Annotated in this window: 18 protein-coding genes; 9 read left to right on the forward strand and 9 right to left on the reverse strand. The window is 71.9% G+C overall.

Features of this window, described 5'->3' with window-relative positions:
* Positions 1-35 precede the first annotated feature (35 nt).
* Entirely contained in the window at positions 36-926 is an 891-nt protein-coding gene (locus ACIBAG_RS19250; protein ID WP_399106566.1) for a helix-turn-helix domain-containing protein, read from the forward strand.
* Between the two features lie 114 nt (positions 927-1,040).
* Here the strand turns inward: ACIBAG_RS19250 and ACIBAG_RS19255 are convergent, their stop codons facing one another.
* On the reverse strand, positions 1,041-2,297 hold the full coding sequence (locus ACIBAG_RS19255) for an MFS transporter (protein WP_399106568.1): 1,257 nt from the start codon (positions 2,295-2,297) through the stop codon (positions 1,041-1,043).
* The gene (locus tag ACIBAG_RS19260; RefSeq protein ID WP_399106570.1) at positions 2,294-3,670 is read right to left on the reverse strand and encodes a rhodanese-like domain-containing protein; all 1,377 of its coding nucleotides are present in this window, start codon (positions 3,668-3,670) and stop codon (positions 2,294-2,296) included. Before ACIBAG_RS19260 ends, ACIBAG_RS19255 begins: the two co-directional genes overlap by 4 nt.
* A 68-nt stretch (positions 3,671-3,738) precedes the next feature.
* Between ACIBAG_RS19260 and ACIBAG_RS19265 the strand changes: the two genes are divergently transcribed.
* Positions 3,739-4,401 (forward strand): ArsR/SmtB family transcription factor, encoded by a 663-nt coding sequence (locus ACIBAG_RS19265; protein ID WP_399106572.1) that lies wholly within the window; start codon positions 3,739-3,741, stop codon positions 4,399-4,401.
* A 66-nt stretch (positions 4,402-4,467) separates the two neighbouring features.
* Here the strand turns inward: ACIBAG_RS19265 and ACIBAG_RS19270 are convergent, their stop codons facing one another.
* Positions 4,468-5,865 (reverse strand): glycoside hydrolase family 16 protein, encoded by a 1,398-nt coding sequence (locus tag ACIBAG_RS19270; RefSeq protein ID WP_399106574.1) that lies wholly within the window; start codon positions 5,863-5,865, stop codon positions 4,468-4,470.
* Between the two features lie 218 nt (positions 5,866-6,083).
* Between ACIBAG_RS19270 and ACIBAG_RS19275 the strand changes: the two genes are divergently transcribed.
* Positions 6,084-6,371, forward strand: coding sequence for a DUF1905 domain-containing protein (locus ACIBAG_RS19275; RefSeq protein ID WP_399106576.1), 288 nt, complete (start codon positions 6,084-6,086; stop codon positions 6,369-6,371).
* A gap of 33 nt (positions 6,372-6,404) precedes the next feature.
* On the opposite strand, the gene ACIBAG_RS19280 is transcribed toward ACIBAG_RS19275, so the two are convergent.
* From ACIBAG_RS19280 to ACIBAG_RS19305, 6 genes are all read right to left on the reverse strand, one after another.
* Entirely contained in the window at positions 6,405-7,754 is a 1,350-nt protein-coding gene (locus ACIBAG_RS19280) for a HEAT repeat domain-containing protein (RefSeq protein ID WP_399106578.1), read from the reverse strand.
* A gap of 113 nt (positions 7,755-7,867) precedes the next feature.
* Entirely contained in the window at positions 7,868-9,979 is a 2,112-nt protein-coding gene (locus tag ACIBAG_RS19285; RefSeq protein ID WP_399106580.1) for an MMPL family transporter, read from the reverse strand.
* Between the two features lie 128 nt (positions 9,980-10,107).
* Positions 10,108-10,776 carry a response regulator gene (locus tag ACIBAG_RS19290; RefSeq protein ID WP_399106582.1) on the reverse strand — a complete coding sequence of 223 codons (669 nt, stop codon included), beginning with the start codon at positions 10,774-10,776 and terminating at the stop codon, positions 10,108-10,110.
* The gene (locus tag ACIBAG_RS19295) at positions 10,773-11,966 is read right to left on the reverse strand and encodes a sensor histidine kinase (RefSeq protein ID WP_399106584.1); all 1,194 of its coding nucleotides are present in this window, start codon (positions 11,964-11,966) and stop codon (positions 10,773-10,775) included. Before ACIBAG_RS19295 ends, ACIBAG_RS19290 begins: the two co-directional genes overlap by 4 nt.
* A gap of 95 nt (positions 11,967-12,061) precedes the next feature.
* The gene (locus tag ACIBAG_RS19300; protein ID WP_399106586.1) at positions 12,062-12,850 is read right to left on the reverse strand and encodes an IclR family transcriptional regulator; all 789 of its coding nucleotides are present in this window, start codon (positions 12,848-12,850) and stop codon (positions 12,062-12,064) included.
* 10 nt (positions 12,851-12,860) lie between these two features.
* Complete coding sequence (locus ACIBAG_RS19305) at positions 12,861-13,286, reverse strand: MarR family winged helix-turn-helix transcriptional regulator (protein WP_399106588.1); 426 nt, start codon at positions 13,284-13,286, stop codon at positions 12,861-12,863.
* Between the two features lie 217 nt (positions 13,287-13,503).
* Between ACIBAG_RS19305 and ACIBAG_RS19310 the strand changes: the two genes are divergently transcribed.
* The 6 genes from ACIBAG_RS19310 (at position 13,504) to ACIBAG_RS19335 (ending at position 20,662) form a co-directional block, all read left to right on the forward strand.
* Entirely contained in the window at positions 13,504-14,421 is a 918-nt protein-coding gene (locus ACIBAG_RS19310; protein ID WP_399106591.1) for an SDR family NAD(P)-dependent oxidoreductase, read from the forward strand.
* Between the two features lie 11 nt (positions 14,422-14,432).
* Positions 14,433-15,308, forward strand: coding sequence for an amidohydrolase family protein (locus ACIBAG_RS19315; RefSeq protein ID WP_399106961.1), 876 nt, complete (start codon positions 14,433-14,435; stop codon positions 15,306-15,308).
* A gap of 10 nt (positions 15,309-15,318) precedes the next feature.
* Positions 15,319-16,818, forward strand: a complete 1,500-nt coding sequence (locus ACIBAG_RS19320) for a long-chain fatty acid--CoA ligase (protein WP_399106593.1) — start codon at positions 15,319-15,321, stop codon at positions 16,816-16,818.
* An 8-nt stretch (positions 16,819-16,826) separates the two neighbouring features.
* Positions 16,827-17,282 carry a MaoC family dehydratase gene (locus ACIBAG_RS19325; RefSeq protein WP_393444679.1) on the forward strand — a complete coding sequence of 152 codons (456 nt, stop codon included), beginning with the start codon at positions 16,827-16,829 and terminating at the stop codon, positions 17,280-17,282.
* 414 nt (positions 17,283-17,696) lie between these two features.
* On the forward strand, positions 17,697-19,829 hold the full coding sequence (locus tag ACIBAG_RS19330; protein ID WP_399106595.1) for an FxsB family cyclophane-forming radical SAM/SPASM peptide maturase: 2,133 nt from the start codon (positions 17,697-17,699) through the stop codon (positions 19,827-19,829).
* On the forward strand, positions 19,826-20,662 hold the full coding sequence (locus ACIBAG_RS19335; protein WP_399106597.1) for an aminoglycoside N(3)-acetyltransferase: 837 nt from the start codon (positions 19,826-19,828) through the stop codon (positions 20,660-20,662). Before ACIBAG_RS19330 ends, ACIBAG_RS19335 begins: the two co-directional genes overlap by 4 nt.
* Positions 20,663-20,701: the final 39 nt, after the last annotated feature.

Genomic DNA, 20,701 nt, shown 5'->3' on the forward strand with positions numbered 1-20,701 from the left:
GACGGCACGAGACGGACATGGCGGATATGGCGGATATGGCGGACGCGAGGGTTCAAGGCGGCGACGCCATACGGACGTTCCCCTTCCCGGCCGATCTGAGCGTCCTCGGGGTCGGCATGCAGGTCGGCCAGATGGGCACGGGCCGCACGTGGCACGCCGCCGACGCACCGCTGGAGCGGGTGCACCGCATCGACTTCCATGTCGTGATGCTGTTCGGCGAGGGCCCCGTCCACCACATGATCGACTTCGCCGAGTACGAGGCGAACGCCGGTGACCTGCTGTGGATCCGCCCCGGCCAGGTCCACCGCTTCTCCGGTACCGGCGACTACCGGGGCACCGTCCTGACCATGCAGCCCGGCTTCCTGCCGCGCGCCACGGTGGAGGCGACCGGGCTCTACCGCTACGACCTTCCGCCGCTGCTCCACCCCGACGAGGCCCAGCTCACCGGCCTGCGCTCGGCTCTCGCCCAGCTTCAGCGCGAGTACGAGGACACGACGACGCTTCCGCTGAGCCTGCACACTGCTGTGCTGCGGCACTCGCTGACGGCGTTCCTGCTGCGGTTGGCTCATCTCGCCGCGAGCTCGGCGCAGGCCGCGCGGGGGCAGGGGGACACGACGTTCACGCTGTTCCGGGATGCGGTGGAGAAGGGTTTCGCCACGAACCACAGCGTGAGTGCGTACGCCGACCAGCTCGGGTACTCGCGGCGGACCCTTGTCCGTGCGGTCCGTGCCGCTACCGGTGAGACGCCCAAGGGGTTCATCGACAAGCGGGTGGTGCTGGAGGCGAAGCGGCTGCTCGCCCACACGGACATGCCCATCGGGCGGGTCGGAGTGGCGGTCGGGTTTCCGGATGCCGCGAACTTCTCCAAGTTCTTCCACCAGCACACGGATGTGACGCCGGCGGCGTTCCGGGCGGAGCTGAGATGACGCGATGGGCGGTGCCGCGCGGGGCCGTCGAGCGTCTGCGGGTTCGTTGCGGCTTGTCGCGCCCACGCGGCGGAGCCGCACATCGATACAGCCCCGCGCTCCTTGGGGTGCTTCTCAGCCCGGCGTCGGCCGTGACTCGTACATCCGCACCGCTACGACCAGTCCCGAGACTGCCGTCAGGGCCGCCACCGTCCAGATCGCCGTGGTGATGCCGTAGGCGTCGGCCAGCACCCCGGCCAGCAGCGCCCCCACCGCGAAACCCCCGTCCCGCCACAGTCGGTAGACGCCGACCGCGCGAGCCCGCCAAGCCGGATGGGCCACGTCGCCGATGACGGCGAGCAGGGTCGGATAGACCAGCGCGGTACCGATGCCCAGCAGTACCTGGGCGGTGGCCCACACGGGGAACGTGGTGCCTTCCGCGACCAGACCGATCGCGGCCGCCTGGAGCAACATGCCCGCTGTGATGAGCGGTTTGCGGCCCACGTGGTCCGACCACCACCCCGTGACCAGCTGGCCCGCACCCCACACCGCCGGATAAAGGGCCGCCAGCGCACCGATCTCCGCCACCGACAGCCCGTGCGCGGCGAACAGCAGCGGGAAGACGCCCCAGGCCAGGGCGTCGTTGAGGTTGTTGACCAGGCCCGCCTGGCTGGCCGCCGAGAGCGCCTTGTCGCTGAGGCTGGTGTGGCGCGCGATCTCGGCAGTCGTGAACTCCCGCTCCCTTCCCGCCTGTACGGGATGCAGCGCGGCCTCCGCGCGGGCGTGCTCGCGGGTCTCGCGCACCGCGAGGACGGACAGCCCCAGGGCGACGACCAGGTACGCGGCGCCCACCAGGAACGGCTCGGGGCGCAGCCCGGCGTGTTCGGCGATCGCTCCCGTCGCCATCGCCGTCGCGGCCACCGCGCCGTAGCCGGCCGCCTCGTTGAGGCCCATGGCGAGGCCCCGCCGCTCCGGTCCGGCCAGGTCGATCTTCATGATGACCGTCGTGGACCAGGTCAGGCCCTGGTTGACGCCCAGCAGGACGTTCGCGGCGACGATCCAGGCCCACGACGGGCCCCACGCGAGCATCGCGGGCACGGGCAGCGCGATCAGCCACCCGGCGATCAGCACCGGCCTGCGGCCGTACCGGTCGCAGAGGGTGCCGGCGAGGAAGTTGGTCACCGCCTTCGTCGCACCGAACGCCAGGATGTAGGTGAGGGCGGCCGTGTAGGCGGACAGGTGGAAGACCTCGTCGGCCACCAGCGGCAGCACGCTGCGCTCCTGGCCGAGCATGCCGCCCACCAGGGCGTTGACGAGGACGAGCAGGCTGAACTGGGCGAGGTTGGCGCGCAGTCCGAGCCGTACGGCGCCCGCGTCGGTGTGCGCGCTCACGTGCCCTGCTGGAGTGGACGGCCGGTGGCCCGGGACCAGTCGTCGGGGCCGCCCTCGAGGACGGCGACGTCCCGGTGGCTGGCGCGCTGCAGGAGGCTGGCGGCGGTCATCGCGCGCTCCCCGTGCGCGCAGTGCACCAGCGCGCTCGACGGCGCCTCGTCCGTACGGGCGGGCAGATCGCCGAGTTCGATGCCGAGCGCGCCGGGGATGTGCCCGGCGTCCCACTCGAACCGCTGGCGGACGTCGAGCACGGGACGGTCACCGGCCCGGTCGGCCGTCATCAGGTCGACGGTCTCCGACTCGCCTCCGTCGGCAGTCCAGGCGTCCATGGTCAGCCGGCCGCACAGCCGTTCGTGCCCGGTCTTCAGGCACTGCCAGGTGAGTTCGGCCAGATCCTGGCCGGGTGCGGTGACGAAGACGAGCGGAGTGTCCTCGGGCAGCAGCCAGCCGAGCCAGGTGGCGAACTGGTCGCGCAGATGGACGGAGAGGGCGCCGGGTATGTGGCCGGCGGCGAAGTCCTGCACGCGTCGTACGTCGACGATCCGCGCGCCCTCGCCGAGCAGTCGCCGTACGTCGGCCGCGGACAGTCCGGGCAGCGAGGGGGTTGCGTCGAGCACCTCGGGGCCCCGGCGGTTGATCTCCGCCAGCCGGTCGAAGTACGCGGGATAGGACCCGAGACTGCCGAGCAGCTCCCGGACGAAGCTGTCCTCGTCGCGCGCGGCGAGCAGGGCGTTGGCCCGCTTCTGGGCGCCGATGGTCGTGGTGCGCTCGGCCCCGGGCGGGGCGGAGCAGAAGGAACCGGCGCCGTGCGTGGGCCATACGGCCGTCGCGTCCGGGAGTCGGGCCAGGCGCCGCAGAGAGCGGTACTGGGCCCGGGCGAGTTCCTCCGCGCGCTCGGCACCCAGCAGGTCGGTGCGGGCGGCCGAGCCGACGATCAGCGAACCTCCGGTGAAGACCCCCAGTTCCCGTGCGCCGTCGAGGAGCAGGAACGACAGGTGCTCGTCCGTGTGGCCGGGAGTGGCCAGCGCGCGCAGGGTGAGCCCGCCCAGATCCACCTCGTCGCCGTCGGCGAGAGCCCGGTGCGCGAAGGTGCGCCGGCCGGCGGCGGACGCCAGCACGGTCGCCCCGTCGTCGGCCGCGAGCTGGAGCGCGCCGGTGAGGAAGTCGGCGTGCAGATGGGTGTCGGCGGCGAAGGCGACGGTGAGCTCCCTGCGCTCGGCCTCGGCGCGCAGGCCCCGCAGATCGCGGGCGGCGTCCACGGCGAGCGCGCGGCCGTCGCCGAGGTCGACGAGATAGGCGCTGTTGCCGAGACCGTTGTCGACCAGCGGAACCAGGTGATCGTCGGCGAAGCCCATGGGGTCCTCCAGTGCCACGGTAAGGGTCGGGTGGCACACCTGCCCACCCCTCACTTACAATATTCCATGGAATTATGGAGGATGCCATGGGAGACGCGGTGCGCAAAGCCGCCCTGTACGACGCCTTCGCCCGCACCGGCAAGGCGCTGAGCAGCGGAAAGCGCCTGGAGCTGCTCGATCTGCTGGCCCAGGGCGAGCGCACCGTCGACGCCCTCGCCAAGGCCGCCGGCCTGAATCTGACGACGGCCTCGGCGCACCTGCAGACCCTCAGGCAGGCAGGCCTGGTCGCCACCCGCCGTGACGGCGTACGCATCCACTACCGCCTGGCCGGCGACGATGTCGCCGCCCTCTACGCCCTGCTCCGCACCGTGGCCCAGGCCCACCAGCCCGCCGTGGAACCGGCTCGCACCGCCTACCTGGGAGCCGGCGACACCGTCGCGGTCGACCGCGAGGAACTGCTCGCCCGTGCCGCCGCGGGAGAGGTCGTCGTCCTGGATGTGCGCCCGGCCGAGGAGTACACGGCCGGGCACATCCCCGGCGCACTGTCCATCCCGGTCGACCAACTGGCCGATCGCATCGCCGAGTTGCCCGCGGAGGCCGAGGTGGTCGCCTACTGCCGGGGCGCCTACTGCGTCCTCGCCCATGACGCCGTACGCCTCCTGCGCCAGCGCGGGCGCAGGGCCGTGCGCCTCACCGACGGGATGCTGGAGTGGCGGCTGGCGGAGCTGCCGGTGGAGACGGCGGCCTGAACCGGAGCCGAACGCGCCGACGCCCCGCGAGGCTTCGGTCCTCGCGGGGCATCGGCAACGCGCCGGTCAGCGGCCGAAGTGGAACCAGTTGACGTTCACGAAGTCCGACGCCTGTCCGCTGGTGAAGGTGAGATAGACGTCGTGCGTGCCGGTCACCCCGCTGATGTTCGCCGGGATCGTCCGCCACGACTGCCATCCCCCGGTGTTGGCCACCGAGAAACTGCCGACGGGTGCGTTGCTACGGCTGTCCAGGCGCACCTCGACCAGACCGCTGACGCCGCTCGCCGCACCGCTCGCCACCCGGGCGGCGAACTGGGTGGCCGCCGTGGAACCGAAGGTGACGCCCCGGTAGAGCGCCCAGTCTCCGCCTGCGAGGGAGCCGATGTTCTGTCCGCCGCCCGAGTCGGAGGTGGACTCGGTGCTGGTGCCGCTCTGGCTGTCGTACGACTCGGCCTGGATGGCGCTGTAGGCGTCACGGTTGCCCGTCGGCGGGGGTGTGGTACCGCTCCCGCCGGCCGACAGGACCTGGACGTAGTCGACGACCATGGCGTGGCCCGGCTGCGTCCCACTGTCCGGGCCGCCGCCGAAGGCGTCCGGGAAGCCGCCGCCCATGGCCACGTTGAGGATGATGAAGAAACCGTGGTTCGTCGCGTTCGCCCACGTCGTCGCGTCGACCTGATTGGCCCGCACGGTGTGGAAGGTGGTGCCGTCGAGGGAGAAGCGGATCTCCTCGGGGCTCGTCGAGCGGTCCCACTCCATCCGGTAGGTGTGGAAGCCGGCCTGGCAGGTCGTGCCGGGGCAGGTGGTGTTGCCGCTGATGCCGCTGGTCTCGTTGCAGGGGCCGCCCGGTGAGGTGCCGCAGTGCATCGTGGCGTACACGGTGTTCTGGCCCTGGGTGTTCTCCATGATGTCCAGCTCGCCGACGCCGGGCCAGTTCCAGTAGTTGCCGCGGTAGGGCGCGCCCAGCATCCAGAACGCCGGCCAGTAGCCCTTGGCGGCGGCCCCGGTCACGTTCGGCACCTGGATGCGGGCCTCCACGCGGAGTTTGCCGCCCGCGGGGGGCTCGAAGTCGGTGCGGTTGGTCTCGATGCGACCCGAGGTCCAGTTGCCGGAGGCGTCCCGGCGCGGGGTGATGCGGAGGTTGCCGTTGCCGTCGAGCGAGACGTTGTTCGTGCTGTTCGTCATCGTCTCGATCTCGCCGGTGCCCCAGTTGGCGGGACCGCCGGGATAGCCGGTGCCGGTCGCGTACTGCCAGTTGGAGGTGTTCACGCCGGTTCCCGCGGCGCCGTTGAAGTCGTCGAGGAAGACCTGCGTCCAGCCCGCCGGGGGCGTGGGCGCCGAGGCACTCGCCGACGGGACGGCCGCGGTGGCGACGGCCGCCACGAGACCGAGCGTGCCGAGTACGGCGAGGAGCGCGCGCCGTGGGGAACGGTGTCTGCGGTGTATGCCGGAGGGGTCAGTCATGGGGGTGCTGCCTCTCGGTGTACGGACTGAGGAGGGGGGTGCGGGCACTTTTGAGAGCGCTCTCAAAGTGTCGCCAATGTGCTCCCCGTCCCTCCGGTCGTCAAGAGGTGAAGCAGAGAAAACCCCGCCGTCGCAGGGGAGTTCACCCTATGAAGGCTGGAATGTGCCGCAGTATCGACGGGGGGACGCAGGTGGAGAGCACAGGAGAGACTGACCCCATGGAACTCGTCTTCACCGGCCAGGTGATCGAATGGCGCGGGCCCGCGCCGTACTACTTCGTCCGCGTGCCGGACGAGGAGTCCGCCGACATCCAGCAGGTGGCCTCCATGGCCACCTACGGCTGGGGTGTGATCCCGGTCGAGGCCAGAGTCGGCGGGGTCGCCTTCGAGACGTCGCTCTTCCCGAAGGACGGCGGCTATCTGCTGCCGCTCAAGAACGCGGTACGCAAGCCGCAGGGGCTGGGAACGGGTGACGAGGTGGCGGTGGAGATGACCGTCCGCCTCTGAAGGCTGTCTGTCGGGCTCTGCGAGAACGGTGCTTCACTCGTCGGCCGACCTCTCCTGCCGCCATTTCCACCGCCACAGCACGTCGGCCCGATGGTCGTACTCGTAGCCGGCACCGAGAGGCCCTACCCGCTCGAACGCCTCGGCGGTGCGCGGGTCGTCGCGCAGGGCGAGACCGTAGCCGGCCACCAGACGGACGAGTTGGTCCTCGTCGCCGAGCAACGCCACCAGGGCGTCGGCGACGACGGGCGTACGGTCCGGGGAGTCGGCGAGCGCCTCCGCGGCCGGGCCCCGCAGGTCGGCATCCGGTGCCTCGGCCAGCGACAGCAGAGCGGGGATGATCTCCGAAAGGAGGGCGTCGTCGCGCAGGCCCGTCCGGCACGCCCTGAGCCGCACCTCGGGCACCGGGTCGCGCACGAGGGCGAGCAGGGCGGCCCTGGCCGCGGGGGAACGGGCAGCGAAGTCCATGCAGAGGGCGTAGGGCACCTCGCGGCGGACCCGCGCATCGGGATGGCCGGCGTGGCGAAGGCCGATGGCCTCCTGGTCCGGATGGCCGTATTCGGTAAAGAGGTCGAGCGCCTTGGCGAGCACCTCGCCGTCCGGTTCCTCGGTCACCCAGACGGCCAGGAGGTCGCGCACCTGCTTGTCGTAGAGAGGGCTTGAGTCGAGGAACCCCCGCGTCCGCAGGCAGTCCAGCACGAACAGGCGATGCGCCCGCTCCGGGTCGTGCCGATGGGCCACCACCGCGGACCAGGTCTCGAAGCTGCGGCGCTGGGCGAGGATCCAGCAGACCGTCGACCAGACCACATGCTCCGCGTCCGGCTGCTCCAGAGCCCGGGCGATCAGTTCGTCGGCGGGGGTCAGCACACGGAAGGCCCACTCCAGCGAGGTCAGGACGGCGCCGTGCCCCGCACGCACGACGAGGCCGCCGTGCGAGAGCTGATCGACCCAGTTGAACTCGTCGTCCTCGACCCGGACCGTCGCGACCGGACCCGGCGCCCCCGTCCTGCGCCGGAGTTCCTCGGCCGCGCCCGTCTCGTACCAGCTCCGGGCCAGCGCGAGCAGCCGGTCACGGGCGGCCTGCGGAAGCCGCAGCCGGGGCTCCTTGCCCAGCACCGCCGAGAACGTCGCCGGGGAGCCGCCGTCGACCGCGCGCCAGAGCGGCGTGGTCCCGTCGGGCAGCACCCGGTCGGGGTTCGCGCCGCCCTCCACCAACACCTCGGCGACCGGCGCGTCGTACGCCGCCACAGCCAGACACAGCACCGGCAGCCCGTTCGAGTCCACCGCGTCCGGATCCGCGCCCTTGTCCAGCAGCTCCCGCACTGCCTCGGCGTCCCCCGCCCGAACGGCCGACCCGAGCCGGCCGTCGAGTGCACTCTCGCCCATGTTCCGTCCCCCATTTGCCAGTCGAGGGAGTCTACGGCCCGGCCTGAGACGGGCTCGGACTCGGCCCGCGCGGCACCGGCACACGCGGGACGTGTGCCGGTGCCGCGGAGGCGTCAGGCCTTCGTCGCCACGGAGGGCGCGGGGGCCGGCGCCGGTGCCTCCTCACGCAGCCCGAACCGGTCGTGCAGCCGGCGCAGCGGCCCGGGTGCCCACCAGGCGCGGCGGCCGAGCAGCGCCATCGTCGCCGGGACCAGTAGCATCCGTACGATCGTCGCGTCGATCAGCACCGCGAGGGTGAGCCCCAGGCCGATCTGCAGGATGGGTGCGAAGCCGCCCGTCATGAAGGCGCCGAAGACCACCGCGAGGAGCAGCGCCGCGCAGGTGACGACCCGGCCGGAGCGGCGCAGACCGGTGACCACGGCTTCCTGTTCGTCGCCGGTGAGTTCACGTGCCTCGCGCATCCGGGCCAGGATGAACAGCTCGTAGTCCATGGCGAGTCCGAACGCGATCGCCACGATCAGCGGCGGCGCGGTCAGGCTCAGCGCGTCGAGGCCCTCCGCGCCCAGCAGCCCGGCCAGGTGGCCGTCCTGGAAGACCCACACCACCGCGCCGAGCGCGGCACCCAGGCTGAGCAGGGTGGTGAGGATGGTGCGCAGCGGGATCAGCAGCGAGCCGGTGAAGGCGAAGAGCAGGGCGAAGATGCCGGCCAGGACCGTGACCGCCGCCCAGGGCGCCCGGTCGGTGAGCATCGCCCGGAAGTCCACCAGACGGGCGGCCGGTCCGGTGACCTCGACCGGCTCGTCGCCTCGGACGTCCCGGATCCGCTCGACCAGGTCGGTGGCCTCCTCGCCGTCGACACTGCCCGGCGGCTGGATACGGACGACGGTGGCGCCGCCGGGCAGCTCGCGGGACTGGGCCGTCGGGGACAGCGCCCGGATCCGGTCGGCGGTGGCGCTGTCCGTGCCCGGCTTCATGACGACGGTGATCGGGGAGACGCCGGTACCGGGCGGGAAGTGCGCGTCGACGGTGTCGTACAACTGGCGTGCCTCGGTGCTCGACGGCAGCTGCTTGGCGTCGCCGAGGTTGATCGCCATGCCGGTGACGGGCAGCGCAAGGACCAGCAGGACCGGGACGACGGTGGCCACGACGGCCACGCGGCGCCGCGCCGAGAAGCGGGCCAGGCGGGCGAAGACGCGGCCCTCCTCGCCCTCCGGCCGGACCTTCGCCGGGGAGATCTTCCCGCCGAACCTGGTCAGCAGCGCGGGCAGCAGCGTCAGCGCGGCCAGCATGTCGACGACGACCACGGCGGCGACGGCCAGGCCCATGCTGCGCAGGAAGACGCTCGGGAACACCAGCAGTCCGGTCAGGCTGACCGCGACCGTCAGCCCGGAGAAGAGCACGGTCCGGCCGGCCGCCGCGACCGTGCGGTGCACGGCCTCCACCACGTCCTCGGTGCCGCGGCGTTCCTCGCGGAAGCGGACCACCATCAACAGGGCGTAGTCCACGGCGAGTCCGAGGCCCAGCATGGTGGTGACCTGGATCGCGTACACCGAGATGTCGGTGACGCCGCTGAACAGGAACAGCGCAAGGAACGCCCCCGCGATCCCGCTGACCGCGATCACCAGCGGCAGTGCCGCCGTGCGCAGCCCGCCGAACACCACCAGCAGCAGGGCGAGGACGACCGGCAGCGAGATCAGCTCCGCGTTCCGTACGTCCTCCTGGGCGCGTTCGGCGATCTGCGTGCCCAGCAACGGGCCTCCGCTGACATGGACTTCGGGCGCGTCGATCTGCCTGATCCGGTCGGCCGCGGCGGTCACGGCCGCCTCCTCGGCCTCGTCGTCGAGGCCGCCTTCCACAGTGACCGGGATGATCAGGGCCCGTCCGTCCTCGGCGGTCAGACCGCGGGTGGCGTACGGATCGGGCACGGCGGCCACTCCGGAGACGGACCGCACGTCGGCGACGGCCCGCTCGACCTGGGCCCGCAGGCCGGGGTCGGACACGGCGGAGGCCTCGACGACGGCGGTGATCGACTCGCCGGTGGGGTCCGTGCGTTCGAGGTACTGTCCGGCCGCTTCGGACTCGGTGCCCGGGATGTCGGCCACGTTGTCCGAGAGCCGGCTGAAGACGCCCGTTCCCAGGCCGAAGCCGAGCAGCAGGAAGAGCACCCACAGAGCGATGACGGTGAGCGGGCGGCGGGTCGCCGCCCGGGCGAGCATGGAGAGCACGGTGCCTCCCGGCAGACGTCGGTTGCCATCGCCCCCAGACTCCTCGCGCACGGGTGGCCGGCGGATCGCCGGAAGGAGCGGTTTGCGGGCCTCCGTCGTACGGGGGAGAGGCGGCGGCACCTCCCTCGCTAGGGGGATCCCGGCGTCACCAGTCCCGTCTCGTAGGCGCAGATCACCGCCTGCACCCGGTCCCTGAGAGCGAGCTTGCTCAGCACGTTGCTCACATGCGTCTTCACGGTGTGCTCGCTGACGAACAGAGCCGTGGCGATCTCCGCGTTGGACAGCCCGCGCGCCAGCATCCGCAGCGTCTCCACCTCGCGCGCGGTCAGGATCTCCAGGCGCCGCGGGGTCACCTCCGCCGCCGCCTCGGCACGGCGGCGCCGCACGATGTCCGCGACCAGCCGCCGGGTCACGGCCGGCGCGAGCAGCGAGTCACCGGCGGCCACGACCCGCACCGCGTGCACGAGGTCGTCGCGCCGCACGTCCTTCAGCAGGAAGCCGCTGGCCCCCGCGCACAGCGCCTCGTACACGTACTCGTCCAGGTCGAACGTGGTCAGCATGACCACCTTGCAGCTCGACTCCCCGCACACCCGCCGTGCCGCGTCCAGGCCGTCCATGACCGGCATGCGGATGTCCAGGAGCAGCACATCGGGCGTGTGCCGCCGCACCGCGGCGACCGCCTCGGCGCCGTCCCCGGCCTCGGCGACCACCTCGATGTCCGGCTGCGCCTGAAGGATCATGCTGAAGCCCGCGCGCACCAGTTCCTGGTCGTCGGCGACGACCACCCGGATGCTCATCCCAGGGCCGCCTCCCGGTCCACGGCCACGGGCAGCCGTACGGCGACCCGGAAGCCGCCCTGCGGCCCGCGCCCGGCCCGCGCGTCGCCCCCGCAGGCGGCGGCCCGCTCCCGGATGCCGATCAGACCGTGCCCGCCGTGGCCGGCCGCCGGGCCCCGTCCGTCATCGGTGACCGTCACGGTCAATTCGTCCTCCGCCCAGTCGAGTTCGACGATCGCGGAGGCAGCGTACGCGTGCTTGACGGTGTTGGTGAGGGCTTCCTGGACCACGCGGTAGGCGGCGACCTCGGTGTCCGGGGGCAGTGGGCGGGGCGTGCCGGAGGTGCGCAGCTCCACGCGCAGGCCGGTGGACCCGGCGACCTGGTCGACCAGGCCGGGCAGCTCGGCCAGGCCCGGCTGCGGCAACCGCCACGAACCGCCGTTGCCCCGCGGGTCCTTGAGCACACCGAGGATCCGGCGCAACTGCGCCATCGCGTCCCGTCCGGCCGTCGCGATGGCGTCGAACGCGGCCTCCGCGCGCGCCGGGTCGCTGCGCACCACCACCGGCCCGGCCTCGGCCTGCACCACCATCAGGCTGACCGCGTGGGCGAGGACGTCGTGCATGTCCCGGGCGATCCGGGAGCGTTCCTGCGCGATGGCCCGCGCGGTGTCGGCGGCCCGCTCCCGCTCCAGGCGCCGCGCCCGGTCCTCCAGTTCGGCGGTGTAGGCCCGCTGCACCCGGGCGAGCACGCCGAAGCCGTACGCGCAGACCACGCTGAGCAGATGGAAGGCGTACTCGAACGGCTGCGGTTCCTCCTTGTGCATCATCGTGACCGAGACCCCGACCAGCCAGCCCAGCAGCATCAGGCGCCGGTGCCAGGGCCTGCCCAGGGCCGCCATCGTGTAGAGGGCGACGATGCCGCCGTACATCACGTCGGGCGGCGGCGCGTGGTACAGGGCCTGCGCCGGGGTGGCCACCGAGACGGCGCACGCGGTCGCGAAGGGTGCCCGCCGACGCCACACCAGCGGCAGCGCGGTCGCCGCGCCGATCAGCCAGCCCTGCCAGGTCAGCCGGTCGTCGCCCTCGTCGGGGAAGATCCACTGGAGGGAGACGGCGAACAGCACGAGTGCGGCGAGCAGCGAGTCGACGACGTACGCATTGGTCGTGCGCAGGCGTTCGGCCACGGGGACGATCAAGGAACGAGCGGACACGGCGGCTCCTCGGGGCAAGGGCCCTTTCAGTATCGCGAGGGACCTCGCGCCCCGTCCTCACCGGTGAGAGGGATATCCCCCCGTCGGCAGGTCGCCTACGCCCCCTTCTCCGGCCGCCATCCCAGCCCCCGAGAGATCCCGCGCGCCGCGAGCCGCACCGCCGGCGCCAGCACCGGCACCTGGGCGTCGGCCTGCGGCACGACCACCGACACGGCGGCGACGACCGACCCGCCCGGTCCGCGTACCGGGGCGGCGACGGACAGCGCGTCGTCGGTGACCTGGCGGCTGCTCACCGCCACCCCCGTGCGGCGTATGTCGGCCAGCATGCGGCGCAGCCGGGCGGGTTCGGTGACGGTGTACGGCGTGAAGGAGGCGAGCGGCCCGGCGCAGTACTCCTCCTGGAACTCCGGGGCGCTGTGCGCGAGCAGCGCGAGCCCGACCCCGGTGGCGTGCAGCGGCCAGCGCGCCCCGACCCGGATGTGGACGCCGACCGCCGACCGTCCCGACAGCCACTCGATGTAGACGACCTCGGGACCGTCCTGTACCGCCAGCTGCACGTTCTCGTGCGTCGCCTCGTACAGGTCCTCCAGGTACGGCAGCGCGATCTGCCGCAGTGCCAGCCCGCGCGGGGCGAGGGCCGCGACCTCCCACAGCCGCAGACCGACGTGGTAGAGGCCCGAGCCGTCCCGCTCCAGGGCGCCCCACTCCGTGAGGGCGGCCACCAGCCGGTGCGCGGTGGTCAGGGTCAGCCCGGCCCGCCGGCTGATGTCCGTCAGGCTGAGCGCCGGATGCTCCAGGTCGAAGGCCGCGAGCACCGCCAGCAGCCGGTCGGGCGCGGAACGCGTCCCCTTGGCGGGCGGGGACGGCAGGGCGTCGGCGGTCATCGGCGCGGCGTCACCCCAGCCCGGGCTCGGTGACTGTGCGCAGCAGCGCGTGCAGCTGCTCGCGCTCGGTGGCGTCGAGGGGCTGGAGCAGCTCGTTGGTGACCCGCTGCCCGGCCTCGTCGGTGTCCCGCAGGAAGGCCCGGCCGCCCTCGGTCAGGACGATGATCCGGCTGCGGCGGTCGTCGGGGGACGGGCGCCGCTCGGCGAAGCCCAGCTTCTCCAGGTCGTCGACCAGGCCGACGATCGCGCTCGGGTCGTAGCCGAGCGACGTGCTCAGCTCGCGCTGCAGCGCGCCCGGCGATGTGGCGAGGAACCGCAGCAGCGCGTAGTGGCGCAGGCGCAGGCCCGACTCCTGGAGGAAGGAGTTGAACAGCTGACCGGAGCGCAGGCCCAGCCGGTACAGCAGATAGCCCGTGTCCGCGTGCAGTCCGCGCATCCACGGCTCGTTCGAGTCGATCGGCGCGGGGTTCGTGGTCTGCCGGCTGGTGATGGCGGGCTCCCTGGTCGAGGCCCCGGGTGGGGCGGTGCGTACGTACTGCCCCCAGCATGACGCAAGGACGGGTCGACAACAACTATTGACGTCGACAACTATTGTTCTTACCTTCGATCCCGCAGTCGCAGTTCTTCGCACCCCCACTTGAAGGGACCCGCCCGTGCCCAGCATCGATCTCACCGGCAAGGTCGCCGTCGTCACCGGCAGTGGCAGGGGCCTCGGCCTCGCCTATGCGCAGGCCCTGGCCGCCCACGGCGCCCGTGTGGTCGTCAACGACGTCGACGAGGCCGTGGCCGAGGCGGCCGTGAAGTCCATCACCGAGGCCGGCGGCGAGGCCGTCGCCGAGGTCGTCCCGGTCGGCACCACCGAGGCCGCGGACCGGCTGGTGAACCGCGCGGTCGAGGAGTTCGGGCGGCTCGACATCCTGGTGACCAACGCGGGCATCCTGCGCGACAAGGTCCTGTGGAAGATGACCGACGACGACTTCGACGCGGTGATCGCGACCCATCTGAAGGGCACCTTCACCTGCGCCCGTGCCGCCGCCGTGCGGATGCGCGAGCAGGGCGAGGGCGGCACCCTGATCCTGGTCGGCTCCCCGGCCGGACAGCGCGGCAACTTCGGGCAGACGAACTACGCCGCCGCCAAGGCCGGCATCGCCGCCTTCGCCCGCACCTGGTCGATGGAGCTGGGCCGCGCGAACATCACCGTCAACGCGATCGTGCCGGTCGCCGCGACCGCCATGACCGAGACCATCCCCGCCTTCGCCCCGTACATCGAGGCCATGAGGAACGGCGAGCCGCTGCCCGACTTCCTGCGCAAGGGCGAGGGCTTCGGCACCCCCGAGGACTGCGCGGCCCTCGTCCCGTTCCTCGCCTCCGAGGCGGCCCGGGGCGTGACCGGCCAGTGCATCGGCATCGGCGGCGACAAGGTGGCACTCTGGTCGCATCCGCAGGAGATCGCGGCGGCGTTCGCGGACGGCGGCTGGACCCCCGACACCCTGGCCGACGTGTGGCCCACCTCGGTCGGCGCCGAACTCCAGTCGGTCGGCGTTCCGGCGCCCAAGTTCCCGGAGGCGTGATGGCCCCCTCCATGAACCCCGACGAGCTGGTCGCGATCGACGTCCACACGCACGCGGAGGTGTCCTCCAAGGGCCACTCCTCCCTCGACGACGACCTGCACGACGCCTCCTCCGCCTACTTCAAGGTCGAGGGCAAGCGGAAGCCGACCCTCGAGGAGACCGCCGCGTACTACCGCGAGCGGAAGATGGCCGCCGTGATCTTCACGGTCGACGCCGAGTCCGCGACGGGCACCCCACCGGTCCCGAACGAGGAGGTCGCCGAGGCGGCCGCCGCCAACGCCGACGTGCTGATCCCCTTCGCCTCCATCGACCCCTTCCGGGGCCGGGCGGGCGTGCGGCAGGCCCGCCGGCTGGTCGAGGAGTACGGGGTGAAGGGCTTCAAGTTCCACCCCAGCATCCAGGGCTTCTTCCCCAACGACCGCTCGGTGGCGTACGACCTCTACGAGGTGATCGAGGAGACGGGCACGATCGCCCTGTTCCACACGGGCCAGACCGGCATCGGTGCCGGAGTCCCGGGGGGCGGCGGCATCCGCCTGAAGTACTCCAACCCCCTCCACGTCGACGACGTGGCGGCCGACTTCCCGCACCTGAAGATCATCCTGGCGCACCCGTCCTTTCCCTGGCAGGACGAGGCCCTGGCCGTCGCCACGCACAAGCCCGGTGTGCACATCGACCTGTCCGGCTGGTCGCCGAAGTACTTCCCGCCACAGCTCGTGCAGTACGCCAACACCCTGCTCAAGGACAAGGTCCTCTTCGGCTCCGACTTCCCCGTCCTCACCCCCGACCGCTGGCTCGCCGACTTCGAGAAGCTGTCGATCAAGGACGAGGTGAGGCCGAAGATCCTCAAGGAGAACGCCGCCCGTCTGCTCGGGCTGACGAAACCGTAAGGGGCGTGACATGCGCAACGAGGGACTGGGGTCGTGGCCCGCACGCCGGGCCCGCAAGACCCCGCACCGCACCGCCCTGATCCACGGCGAGACGGTCATCAGCTACGCCGAGTTGTACACACGCACCACCCGGCTCGCCCACGCCCTGCGCGCCCGGGGCCTCAGGCGCGGCGATCGTATCGCCTATCTCGGCCCCAACCACCCCTCCTTCCTGGAGACGCTGTTCGCCGCGGGCACGCTCGGCGCGGTCTTCGTCCCCCTCAACACCCGCCTGGCCGGACCCGAGATCGCCTACCAGCTCGCCGACTCCGGCGCCAAGATCCTTGTCTACGGCCCCTCGCACGCGGGGCTGGTCGCCGGGCTGCCGGGCAGCACCGACGTCCGGACATACCTGGAGGTCGGCGCCGAGTACGAGGCGGCACTCGCCGAGGCGCCGCACGAGCCGATCGACGAGCCGGTCGCCGCCGACGACACCTGCCTGATTCTCTACACCTCCGGCACCACGGGCCGCCCCAAGGGCGCGATGCTCTCGCACGCCAACGCGACCTGGAACGCGGTCAACTTCCTCATCGACAAGGATCTCCACGCCGACGAGCGGGCCCTGGTCTGCGCGCCGCTGTTCCACATCGCGGGTCTGACCGTGCTGACCCTGCCCGTGCTGCTCAAGGGCGGCACCTGCGTCCTGGTCGGCGCGTTCGACCCGGGCGAGACCCTCGACCTGTTGGCACGGCACCGGATCACCTACATGTTCGGGGTGCCCGCGATGTTCGAGCAGATCGCCCGCCATCCGCGCTGGCCGGAGGCGGACCTGTCCAGCCTGCGGATGCTCAGCTGCGGCGGCGCCCCGGTGCCGACGCCGCTCATCGAGGCGTACCAGGACCGCGACCTGACCTTCCTTCAGGGCTACGGCATGACCGAGGCGCTCGGCGTGTGCTTCCTCGACGGGGAGCACTCCGTCAGCAAGGCGGGCTCGGCCGGCGTGCCCCATTTCTTCGCCGACGTACGGGTCGTGCGGCCCGACCTCACCCCGGTCGACATCGGCGAGAACGGCGAGGTGGTGGTGCGAGGCCCGGCCGTGATGTCCGGCTACTGGGGACTGCCCGAGGAGACGGCGGCCGCCTTCGCCGACGGCTGGTTCCGCACCGGTGACGCCGCCCGGGTCGACGAGGACGGCTACGTCTTCATCGTCGACCGCATCAAGGACATGATCATCTCCGGCGGCGAGAACATCTACCCCGCCGAGATCGAGGACCTGCTCCTCGGCCACCCGGACATCGTCGAGTGCGCGGTCATCGGCGTGCCGGACGACAAGTGGGGCGAGGTGCCGCGCGCGGTCGTCGTGCCGCGCGAGGGAGCCTCGCCGGACCCGGAGGAGATCCTCGCGTCCCTCGCCGGCCGCCTCGCCAAGTACAAGATCCCGAAATCGGTGGTGCTCGCGGACGAACTGCCGCGCACCGCCTCCGGAAAACTCCTCAAGTCCCGTGTCCGCAACCGGTACGGCAACCAGTAAGGAAGAGCATGAGCATCACCGTGAACGGCCTCGACGAACTGAAGAAGCTCGCGGGCAGCGACCTCGGCACCAGCGAGTGGATCGAGATCACCCAGGAGCGCATCAACACCTTCGCCGACGCCACGGGCGACCACCAGTGGATCCACGTCGACCCCGAGAAGGCCGCCGAGGGCCCCTTCGGCGCCCCCATCGCCCACGGCTACCTCACCCTCTCCCTGTTCATCCCCCTGTTCACCGAGCTGCTCGACGTCCAGGGCGTCACGACGAAGGTCAACTACGGCCTGAACAAGGTGCGTTTCCCGTCGCCGGTCAAGGTGGGCTCGCGCATACGGCTGGTCGGGAGGCTGGCGGAGGTCGAGGAGGTGCCGGGCGGGGCGCAGATCACGGTCGACGGGACGATAGAGATCGAGGGCGGGGCGAAGCCGGCGGCGGTGCTGCAGAGCGTGTCGCGGTTCTACGCCTGACCCGAGCGCGGTGCCGACGGGCGTGTGAGCGAAGTCACCTGAGCGGGCTAGAGTTCACACCCCGCGTTCGCCGCTCGTTGACCTGCGGAATGTCCCGACTCGTAGGCTTCCCCTAGGGTCGCTACGCCCCGGTAGGCGATACGGTTTGCGCTCTAGGGCTCTCCGCCGCGCGGCGCAGGGTCGATCCACCTCACCTTCCACTCTCCCGACCAGGGGACACTGTGATCAAGCGAGCAAGAACCACCGAGCGGTCGACGGCCGTCGTCGACACCCACGCCGCCGCGACGCAACTGGATGCCCCGTGTGAGCCGAAGTTCGCCCGGGGACGCCGCCGCGCTCTCTCCGCCACGCAGAACCGCAGGACGGACGGGATCACCTTCTCGTCGTCGGTTGGATGACATCGAGTCTGTCGCAATGACAAGCCCGCCGGTTCCGCTCAAACAACTCGTACTCAAGGTGCACAGTCGGTGCGACCTTGCGTGTGATCACTGTTATGTGTACGAGCACGCCGACCAGAGCTGGACCTCCCGGCCGAAAGTGATCTCGGACGAGGTCATCTCCTGGACGGCGCTGCGTCTGGCGGAACACGCGAAGGCCCACGCGCTTGCCTCCGTGCAGGTCATCCTGCACGGAGGTGAGCCCTTGCTGGCCGGCCCGGTTCGCTTACGCCGGGTCTGCGAGGAACTGCGCAACCGTCTGGACGGGGTCGCCCGGCTCGACTTACGCATTCACACCAACGGAGTCCAGCTCAGCAGCAGATTCCTCGACCTGTTCGACGAATTCGACGTCCGGGTGGGTATCTCCCTGGACGGCGACCGGGCCGCCAACGACCTGCACCGACGCTATGCCGACGGCCGCAGCAGTCACGACAGGGTGCTGGCGGCACTCTCACTCATCCGGCAGGAACGCTACCGCCGTCTGTACGCGGGCCTGCTGTGCACCGTCGACGTGCGCAACGACCCCGTCGCCGTCTACGACGCGCTGGCCGCGCAGGAACCGCCGCGCATCGACTTCCTTCTGCCGCACGCGACCTGGGACGACCCGCCCCCGCGTCCCGACGGCGCCGCCACCCCGTACGCCGACTGGCTGATGGCGATCCACGACCGCTGGGACGCCCAGGGACGTCCGATGCCGGTGCGGCTGTTCGACTCGATCGTCAGCACCCTGGGCGGCGGCCCGAGCCTGACCGAGGCCATGGGGCTCGCGCCGGCCGATGTCGTGGTGGTCGAGACCGACGGCACCTTCGAGCAAGCGGACTCGCTCAAGACCGCCTACGACGGCGCACCCGGCACCGGGGAGGACGTCTTCCGCCACACCCTGGACGAGGTGGCACTGCACCCCGGCATCACGGCACGGCAGCAGGGGCTCACGGGGCTGAGCGAGACCTGCCGGTCCTGCCCCGTCGTGCGCTCCTGCGGAGGCGGGCTCTACGCGCACCGGTATCGCGGCGACGGCACGGACTTCGACAACCCGTCGGTCTACTGCGCGGACCTCGAAGCGCTCATCCGCTCCATCGACGCACGCACCGGCGCCGGAGCGGGCCGGCCGGTCGACGGCTTCGACGCGCTGGCCGACGGCAGCGACGACGGCACGGCCGTACGGGAGCTGGCGCGGGCGAGGCAGGCCGTCACCCGGGAGTTGCTGGCCCTCATCGACCGCGAGCCGGGCAGGGACACCGGGCTGTGGGCCCGCGCATGGCGGACGGCGCTCGAGATCGGCCGACGCAACAGTGCCGCGGTGACGACCCTGCTGGCCCACCCGTACACCCGGACCTGGGCCGTGCGCTGCCTGGACGGCGCGGCTCCCACCGACCATCTCGCCGCTCTCGTGGCCGCTGCCGCGCTGCCCGCCGGCGCTGTCGACCGCGGCACGGTGCCGGTGCGGGACGGCTACGCGTACCTTCCCGGGCTGGGGCGGCTGTGGGTCGGGACCGGCGCACCCACGGTCGAGTTGACGCCCGATCGGATCGACGGCCCCGACTGGGAGCCCGTGCGATGGCTGCGGGCCGACGGACTGGAGGTGGCGCTGGACGACATCGATCCGTACCGCGACTGCTTCGGCCGGCCCGTCCAGGAGCGGCTGACGGACGAGGAGAGCGAACAGTGGCGGCATGTGCTGCCCCAGGCCTGGGCGTTGATCCGCAAGGCACTGCCCACCACGGCCGAAGCGATGGCGGCCGGCGTCCGCGTGGTGACCCCGCTCGCCGGCTCGGCCGATCCGCACCCCGCCTCGACCGGCGCGGGATTCGCCGCGCTCGGGGCCGCCCTGACCACCGACCCGGTACCCCTCGCGACCGACCTGGTGCGGGGATTCCGGCTCGGCGCCCTCGACGCCCTGCTCGACCTGTGCGAGCTCTACGACGAGACCGACACCCGCGTCGGCGACCTGCTCGCCGACGTCTACGCCCGCGTGGCGACCGACCTGCTGCGGCCCGACCCCGAAGCGGCAAGGCAGACCCGCGCCCGGCTGGAGGAGTTGGCCGCCGCACCCTCGCTCACCGTGCTCGGGCGGCGCTTCGTCGACGGTGTGCGGCGGGCCGGCGCATGACCGGGGCCCGGCTCTCCGTGCGTGATCTCGACGCCCTGGGCGTGCGAGCCGGAGAGACACTGCTGGTGCACGCCTCTCTGCGCCGGATCGGTGCGGCCGCCGACGAAGTACGGCGTGTGCTGGCCGACGGGCTCGGACCGGACGGCACGCTGGTCGTCCCGACGTTCACCGCCGGGAACTCCGACTCCTCACCGGAATACCGCCGCCACACGCGCGACATGACGGACAGTCAATTATCGGCCTATCAGGAGGCGATGCCGCCCTTCGACCTCCTGCGCACGCCCTCGCAGGGCATGGGGCGGCTGGCCGAGGCCGTACGACGCAGCCCGGACGCGGTGCGCAGCCGGCATCCGCAGACGTCCTTCGCGGCCGTCGGCGCCCGGGCCGCGGAACTGATGGCGGACCACGACGAGGAATGCCACCTGGGCGAGCAGTCGCCGCTCGCCCGGTTGTACGCCGCGGACGCGCGGGTGCTGCTGATCGGCGTCGGCTACGAGGTGTGCAGCGCCTTCCACCTCGCGGAGTACCGCGTCGCCGACCCGCCCCGGCGGGAGTACCGCTGCGTCGTGCTGCGGGACGGTCGGCGCCAGTGGATGTCGTACAAGGACGTCGACCTGAACGACAGCGACTTCGGCGCCCTCGGCGCCGCGTACGAGGCGCACGACGCCGCCCTGCCGGTGCCCGGCGTCCGGCACGGGCGGCTGGGTTCGGCCCGGGTCCGGTCGCTGCCGCTGCGGGCGGCGGTGGACTTCGCGGTCGGATGGCTGGCCGGAAATCGCCCCAGCCCGCGTGCGACGGAACGGCTGCAAAAAGCGTCCGGCTTCCTACACTGAGTGTCCACGCTCCCGGGGGGACGGAGCGGGATCGGGGGA

This window comes from Streptomyces sp. NPDC051243 (assembly GCF_044455405.1).
Classification (GTDB): domain Bacteria; phylum Actinomycetota; class Actinomycetes; order Streptomycetales; family Streptomycetaceae; genus Streptomyces.